We start from the raw sequence: 7963 nt of genomic DNA on the forward strand, positions 1-7963 counted from the left end.
GTAGTAAGTCAGCCCGTTCTTTTCGTACAACTGCGAATTGGCAGTGCCTAGTGGTAAATCCATATGACAGTTAACGCCAAAAACAGCAGCGCCAGGAGCGCAGCGTATGGCGTCTGGCCGCGCCTTTTGCGGCGTACTGCTTTTGATTGTTATGCATTAGTCTGCAAGTTGCTCCATGGCTTTGTTGAAGTAGTAGATGTTACTGGAATTTTCAGCGTCGTACGCCTCTTTGATTTGCAGCATATCCTCTTCGGTTAAGCGGTTCTCGTCACCGGAAAATTCGAACACACCAGCGTCTATGCTCCTGGGATTTTCCGTGCGGTACAAAGCCACCAATTCGAAAAGAGAGCGAGTAGCGTCGTCAGTGCGAGCTAACCCGGGTGCAAATCGATTGGGGTCATCCAAATATCTTCCATAGGCTACGAGGCTTTGATTGATCTCTGATTCGTGCCAGTCAATAGCATCTTGCGGCGTCGCATGCTTCAAGATCTCGATGGTATGTTTACTATCCAATGCATCCGAAGCTGCAAATTGAAGCCCTACTCTCGATCCGCCTATTTGCACGCCATACCAGTAGGCCGCGCAAACAGATACAACCCAGAAGATGGATGCTGCGAAGATTTTCATTGGTGCCCTATGCATAACGCCCGCGTTACGGGCTGGTTTGTAGCGCTAGCGGAAAACCAGTCCCGGTACACGCGATTGTTATGAGTTTTACTGCCATCGTGAGTAACACTAGTCGCCCCATTTGCTGACACCGATACTGTCACTGGGTCCTCCACCGACGGATTGTTTTTGTTCCTCAGAGATCTCATTACTCCGATAAAAAAGCCAAATGCCCAGTGCGCCAACAATGGGGATTAGCCAAACCAACAGGCACTGCCCGACCTTCTGCAATTGGCTTAGATCGTCTCGCTTGGCGACATAGAGCGAAACCACCAAGTTCGCTGATGCTAGCGCTCCTGCAATAATGATGATCCAACCACTAGTGCTCACGAGGCTCCAACCTCTCCTGACTCATAACGCTGAGCACAGCGGCACCCTTGGAGTGGCGACGAAGGAGCCACGGAAAGGGTGTCCGGCGGCCGTAGGCCGCGTACTGCTGCGACTTGTTAAAATCTTTGCTTTGGACCATGCGCAGATAAAAGATAGTTCGGCGCATAGCCGGTGAACAAGACACTACCAGAAATATGCCCAGCGACGACCACTACCGCCGCACCGATGAAAATAGCTGGCGAAAAGGGCTCGGTAACCAGAGCGAAAATGAGCCCTCCCGCAGCCAGTAAAGTGCAAAATAGGAAAAAACCAGCGAGCCCCCTAAAGAAAGGCCTCACTTTAGCTACCTGATCTCGACTCACGGGTTCACGCAACATAGACTTTTAACAGTTTAATCATTAGCGCAACGCTCATATTTACATGATGATGATCCACGCTCAAGCCGGCGTTGCCAATCAAAGCAAAAATTGTTTCATTTCAACGGGCTGAGTGAATCTCTTCAAGCCATGTCTGCCGTAAATATGAGCGTAAGTCACCGCATCAGTAATACTCATGCGCCCAATGCGCCCCATTAACTCTATTTATTTCAATACCTTACGTTGATTCCAGTAATACTGGACAAAATGTCGATGAAAAACGTCTGACAGGAGGCGGCAGCAATTAGCCGGGCCTTACTCCACATTCACGTTGAGTCCCATCAACTTCCAGCCTAATCCTTCGTAGACGTACTTGTGCTCGAAGTAGACCTGGTTCGGGTCTGTGGGGTAGAACCCCTTCAACCTGAGGACGCCATCGTCGTTTATGAACCCTGTTTCCGAGAACTGCGGCGAATATTGGTCCAGGACCATCAGAGCAGGACCAAACTCGAAGAATGCCCCAAACGCGTTGTCGAAATCCTCCACGCTGAATTGTGATTGCCACAAGTTGGATACGTGACGGTACATTCTCGACATACTCCCTTCCTTCACCGATACCGCAAAGACTTGCATTGTCTCGTTGACGAGATCTATCTGTTCTTTTTCCGATGGCAATCGGTCTGCGCTTGGCCCTTCCTGGATTCCGGAGATTGGTTTCTCGATGGAGTAGATTCTCCAGTCATTTTCGCCTTTTATGAAGCCGAGTGAGATTGGAACGACACCGTCATTCCCCGTAGTGATCGAACCGGAAAGTTCGCCACGACCTCCATTGACAGACCTGCTTCCCCAGTTCGCTTCCGCGAAGTCGTCCAGACCGTTGCTTTCCATGTAGCGTTGTAGTTGCGCTTTGCTGGTGCTCTTCTTGAAATCTTCTGAAAGCAGCAGGTAAGCGTCGTCGTATCGGTTCTCCTTCACAGCGGTGAAGAACGTGTCCGCCGTGTCGGACATTCCAGCGGTCATGAATAGAACTGCCGCAATCCCCACTACAACGACTGCTCCGATTCCGGCAAGTACTTTTAACAGGGTCTTCATTGTTTTTCTCCGTTCTCGGGTCAGATAATGGTCAAGATTCAAATACCAGACTTTAGAAATAATAAGCCAGTTGCAAAAATACGCCACCCTCACTGGCCAGCGTGCTCTCCCCGAAGCCGGACTTGATGCCTCCGTATTCCGTATTCTTGGAACCCAGGGGAAGATTGAGGGCGGCGATGAGATGCCAGTTCTGGGCGAGGTCGTGGCGGCTGCCCAGTTGCAACAGTGCGGACTGGTCGTCCAGGTTTGTCAGGAGTGTGGGGGCGAGCAGCCAGAGCGGGGTGAGTTCGATGGTGGCGGATAGGCCCAGGTAGTTGCGGCCAAGCGTATAAAGTTCGCCGCGACCTAGCCGGTCCCGGAGCGGTTGGTCCGCCGACACTTCCGGCAGGGTGTACGTTCCGTCGCTAAGGCCGAAGCCGTTGTAGTAATACTCCGCTGCGCCGCTGATGTTGGTTCCGCTCCAGGTCCAGGAGTAGGACAGGTTGATAACGCCCGACAGCACCGTGTCGTCCGCGGTGTCGGTGAACATCAGGTCGCCGCGCCAGACGGCGCCGCCCACACTTTTCACCAATCCGGCGGCGAGGATGGTTTCGTCGAAATGCTCGCCCACCAGCAGATCCAGCTCCGCGCCTGCAAGGGTTTCGCTGTGGAGCCAGTTATCCAGCCAGCCGTGATATTTGATCACCAGGCTGCTCGCGTCGGCGGTTACGGAGTCCCGCTCGTTGCGGCGCCCCACGGCCACGGCCTGAAGGTCATCGCCGTTGGCGAACAGGTACTGACCGTACAACATGTCGTCCCCCACTTTGTATTCGGTGTCGAGGGCGGCGGGGTCGAAGGGGTTGAAGAAATCGACAGGGTTAAACATGAGGCCGTTGCCCCAGCTCAGAACCTGCCGTCCTGCGCGAAGCACCAGTTTGTCGCTGCTGTAGCCGATGTTGAAACGGTCCAGACGGTGGAGAAGTGCGGTGTCGTCATCCTCGCTGACCACTTTGGTGAGGTCTACCACGCGCCGATCGTCCTCGGGGTAGGCGGCGGCCGATGCCGGGCTCCCGGTCACCAACTCGGTGCTGAGCCGGTCCCCGTACAGCGCCTGAACCTGATAGTCCACCTGCAGGTCGAGGCGCCCTTCCCGGGAACTGAACTTGAAGCGGCTGTCCAGCAAATGGTCGTTGCTGGTCTCACCGTATGACTGTTGGTAGATGCTGTGCGCGGGATAGCGAACGGTTTGGTAGCGGTATTTAAGGTGGCCCTGAAGGTCCAGGTCCAGCAGGCCCTCCGCCGCCAGGGCGCGGGCTGCCGGGACGGCGGAGAGGATTGCCCAAACGGTTACAAGGACGTGCTTATTGCAGTTCATCGCTGACGATCCTGCCGTCCTGCATGTGGATGCGGCGCTTGGCATAGGCCATGACCCGCTGATCGTGGGTGGCGATTACGAAGGTCACGCGATGGTGCTCATTGAGCTCTACGAACAGATCCATCAGGTGCGCCATGGCTGCCGAGTCCAGGTTGGCTGTCGGCTCGTCAGCCAGCACCAATGCTGGTTGCGAAACGATAGCCCGGGCCACCGCCACCCTTTGCTGCTGGCCGCCGGATAGCTGTCCGGGGCGGCGATCCTCCATGCCTTCCAGCCCCACCTCCCTGAGAATGGCGGCCGCCTTGTCCCGCCGCTGCTTCGCCGGGACTCCCTGCACCTGCATGACAAACTCCACGTTTTCCCGCGCGGACAAGACGGGAATGAGATTGTAGGCCTGGAACACGAAGCCAATGTTGTGCAGGCGCATGTCCGCGAGCCGGGCCTTGGGAAGCTGGTCGATGCGCTGGCCGGCCACGGTGATGCGCCCGCTGTCCGGCTGGTCCAGTCCCCCGATGGCATTGAGCAAGGTGGTTTTACCGGAACCGGAGGGGCCGGACAGGCTGATGAACTCCCCATCCTCGATGGTAACGGAGAGGTGGTCCAGCGCCGTGATTGCGGCATCCCCCTGCCGGAATATTTTTGTCAGGTCTTCGCAAGTTACCGCTGCCATGTGTTCGCCATTGTCAGGTTTTTGTCAGTGCTTCCACCGGGTTATAGCGGCTGGCCCGATGGGCCGGCAGCAAGCCGGCAAAGAGGCCGAGCACAATTACCAGGCCGTTGGCCAGGAGCAGATCCTTCCCGTACAGCGCAGGATACAGCGTACTGCCCGCCCCCATCATGGCCATGCCTTCGGAGACGGCCGACAGGTCGATGCCGTCGGCCAGAGGTATGATCGTTGCCAGCGCCAGGGCGTTGCCCAGCACCAGGCCCAGCACCAGCAGCATCAGGGTTTCCAGCAGCACCTGCGCGGTAATGGCCGAGGGGCGCATGCCGAGGGCCAGAACCAGGCCGATCTCCCGCACTCGTTCGAACACCGCCATGACCAGGGTGTTAATCAGGCCAAAGGACAGCGCGAGAAAAATCACGCTGATCCACACCAGCACCACGCCGTCCATCATCCCCAGCATGGTGCCGAGATAGGGGTCCAGCTCATACCAGGGTTGCACATCCAGATCGGGTTCCAGGCGGGCAATATCCTGGTAGAACCAATCCACCTCGCGATAATCCGGACCCTGGACTTCGATCTCGCTGACGCTCTCGCCCACTCTCAGCATTTGCTGGGCAACGTTCAACCCGATAAACACGAACTGCTCTTCCATGGCGGGCAGCTCGGCGGAATAGATACCCACGATCCGAAAGCCCCGATCCGCGATTTCGTTGGCCGGGTCCTGGCTCATGAGCACGATGCGTTTGCCCAACTCCGTTTCCAGACGCCGCGCCAGCCTGGCGCCAATCACGATCCCGGGGTCATCCGGGCTTTCCAGAAAGCGCCCTTCCCGGACCTGCCGGGGAAGTGCCGAGAGCCGCATCTCCCGATCCGGCTGCACGCCCATGAGCAATACGCCCAGCGACTCCCGCTCGCTGGACACCACGGCGGGAACCCGCAGACGCGCCGTCCAGTCCAGGCCCGCCTGGTTCAGATACTTGCGCAATTCACCGCGCGGCGGCGGAAGATGATTAACGATGCTCGGGTCATCCCGGTAGGCGGGATGGTGGATCTGAACATGGCCCACGAATGACTCAACGCTGCTTTGCACCATGTCGTCCACCATGCCGCGCAGCAGAGCGATCATGAAAATCATGGCCCAGACGCCAATGGCGATGGCCAGCAGCATGATGGTGGTGCGGCGGTAGTTGCGCCACAGGTAACGCCAGGCCAGCGTTAACAGAACACGCCAGTTGTGCTTTCCCTTACCGTGCACCAGTTCCATCAGGCGGCTCTCATGGCGGCGACGGGCTGCAGAAAATGCAGCCGCAGGGCCGGGTAAAGTGCCGCCAGCATGCTGGCGACGAAGACCACACCGGGGCCGAACAACACCGTGAAGAGAGAAACTTCCGGGAAGATTCTGCCCGGCAGGTTGAAGCGTTCGGTCATCTCTTCCATGCCCGGATACACAAAGCCCGTGTGCCCGAGTATCAGACTCAGCCCGCCACCAAGCAGTGCTCCCAGCAGCAGGCCCACGCCCGCCATGACTGCTGTCTCCAACAGCACCAGACGCACCATACGCCCGGATCGGAGGCCAAGGGCCATGACAACGCCAAACTCGCGGGTGCGTTCCAGCACGGACATGAGCTGGGTGTTCATGACGCTGAAGGCCACCAGAATGATCAACACTCCGTACATGAACCAGGCGCTGGCAATGTCCGCCTGTATGGCCTGCCGCAAACCGGGGTTCAGTTCATCCCAGTGCAGCACCACCATGTCCGGATCACCGCCGTAGCGGCGCCGGAGCTGGGTGGTTTTATCATCCACAAGGGAGAAATCCCGGGCCTTGATTATCAGATTGTGGCCGCGGCCTTCCATGAAGAACACATTCTGGAACTGTTCCAGCGGCATGATGGCGAGGGAGCGGTCCATGTCCGGCATATTGCTTTCGAAGATGCCGGCCACCGTGAGCACATCGGCGGCCATGGACCCGTCGCGCCCCGAGCCGAGAATGGTCAGCTCCTCACCTACTCCGATCTTCAGGTTGCGCGCCAGAGTTTCTCCGATCACCACGCTGTTAGTGTCCCCGGCCTGCAGATAGCGCCCCGCCTTGAGGAGTCCCGACAGGGTGGAGACCTGGGCCTCGTAGTGCGGCTGAACGCCCACCACCTGAATGCCGTAGCTGCGCTCCTCGCTGGACGCGAGCGCGAAGCCGGTCGCGCGGGCACTCACGTCCACCCCGGAGATGTTCGCGCGAACATCGTCGGCCAGTGCCTGAATGTCGGGAAGGGTTTTGCGGATGGTGGGCTCGTCCAGATAACCCGGTGCCTGTAGCTGCATGTGGCCGGTGAACACCTGAAGCGTGTTGTCGATCATGAGCTGATAGGTGCCGAACTGCAGGCCGATCATGAAGACAAGCAGGATGTTGGAGAACACCATGGCGCCCACGGTCAACCAGGTGCGCCGGGAATGCCGCCAGATGTTTCGCCAGGCTAATCGCAGTTCAAGCACCGGAATTCCTCTTCGCCTGGGGTTACTGCCGCGGGTTGCGCAGATTGGACAGTGTGAAGATCCGGTCCTGCAGTTCAACGCCGAACTGGATGGTGTCGATGCGCACCTCGGTCCACTCCTCCGGTTCTTCCACCTTGCTCATGCGCTGCACCCGGGCCACCGGCCGATCGTCCATGGTGGCGATGTCCAGCGTAACCAGGCTTTTGACCAGTTGATTGTTCTGATCGTAGTAGTCTTCCCGCAGGATCAGGTGGTCCTCGCGAATCCGCACCACTTGCCGCCCCCAGACTACTGGCGCCGTCTCGTGGGGAATGGCTTCAATGTGGTACACAAGGCCGCCGTCGGTGGTTTCCGTTTTTAGCAGGCGGTGGTCGTATTGGTCGAGGATGTCGTCGGCGCGGGCGATGTCCTGATTGGAAAAGTCGGAGCCCATCCAGCTTTGGGCCATCATGGAGGATGGAACCTTCACCACCCGATTGATGTTGGGCGCAAAGGTCCACATGTCGTTATCGATCAACAGGGTTCCGCTGCCCGAGTCCCGGGCCGGCGCAGTCACGCGCACCAGGCTGTGGTCCTCGCCCCGGGTCCAGGCGCGCATGGACATGCGCCGCTCCCAGTCGGGGCGGTGGATGGTCATGGTCATGTCGGAATAGGAACTGGTGCCGCGCCAGTGATCAATGGCGGCCTGGATAATGGCGCGAGCATCAGGCTCGCCGCTTTGCTGCTCCTGCCCGAAACCAGCATTCGGGTACAAAAGCAAAAAACACAGCAAGGACGCGAAAGTCCCTGCGAATAACCTGCTGCCCATAAGCCTTCCCCGGCGCCCAGCGATAATCCATTCTAACGCCACGGGAACGGGAAATGCCACCGTGCTTCAGTTCATTGTTGGGTTACGCTGCGCTAACCCAACCTACGACGTTGCCCCAACAAGCACCTGTAGGTTGGGTTAGGCCGAAGGCCGTAACCCAACAGAGCTGCCCCGTACTTCACGTTTTACGCAGCGGCTGG

At 58.0% G+C, this 7963-nt stretch carries 7 protein-coding genes; all 7 read right to left on the reverse strand.

Features of this window, described 5'->3' with window-relative positions; genetic code table 11:
- Positions 1–156: 156 nt before the first annotated feature.
- On the reverse strand, positions 157–627 hold the full coding sequence (locus ACURWW_RS03975) for a hypothetical protein (protein ID WP_445618108.1): 471 nt from the start codon (positions 625–627) through the stop codon (positions 157–159).
- Between the two features lie 1040 nt (positions 628–1667).
- Complete coding sequence (locus ACURWW_RS03980) at positions 1668–2444, reverse strand: hypothetical protein (protein ID WP_445618107.1); 777 nt, start codon at positions 2442–2444, stop codon at positions 1668–1670.
- 52 nt (positions 2445–2496) lie between these two features.
- Positions 2497–3798: a hypothetical protein gene (locus tag ACURWW_RS03985; RefSeq protein WP_445618106.1), complete on the reverse strand. Its 1302-nt coding sequence runs from the start codon at positions 3796–3798 to the stop codon at positions 2497–2499.
- On the reverse strand, positions 3785–4468 hold the full coding sequence (locus ACURWW_RS03990) for an ABC transporter ATP-binding protein (protein ID WP_445618105.1): 684 nt from the start codon (positions 4466–4468) through the stop codon (positions 3785–3787). The genes ACURWW_RS03985 and ACURWW_RS03990 overlap by 14 nt, the downstream gene beginning before the upstream one ends.
- Before the next feature lie 13 nt (positions 4469–4481).
- Positions 4482–5729, reverse strand: a complete 1248-nt coding sequence (locus tag ACURWW_RS03995; protein WP_445618104.1) for an ABC transporter permease — start codon at positions 5727–5729, stop codon at positions 4482–4484.
- Entirely contained in the window at positions 5729–6955 is a 1227-nt protein-coding gene (locus tag ACURWW_RS04000) for an ABC transporter permease (RefSeq protein WP_445618103.1), read from the reverse strand. Before ACURWW_RS04000 ends, ACURWW_RS03995 begins: the two co-directional genes overlap by 1 nt.
- Before the next feature lie 22 nt (positions 6956–6977).
- Positions 6978–7763 carry an outer membrane lipoprotein-sorting protein gene (locus ACURWW_RS04005; protein WP_445618102.1) on the reverse strand — a complete coding sequence of 262 codons (786 nt, stop codon included), beginning with the start codon at positions 7761–7763 and terminating at the stop codon, positions 6978–6980.
- Between the last annotated feature and the right edge of the window lie 200 nt (positions 7764–7963).

This window comes from Gilvimarinus sp. F26214L, from assembly GCF_054401055.1.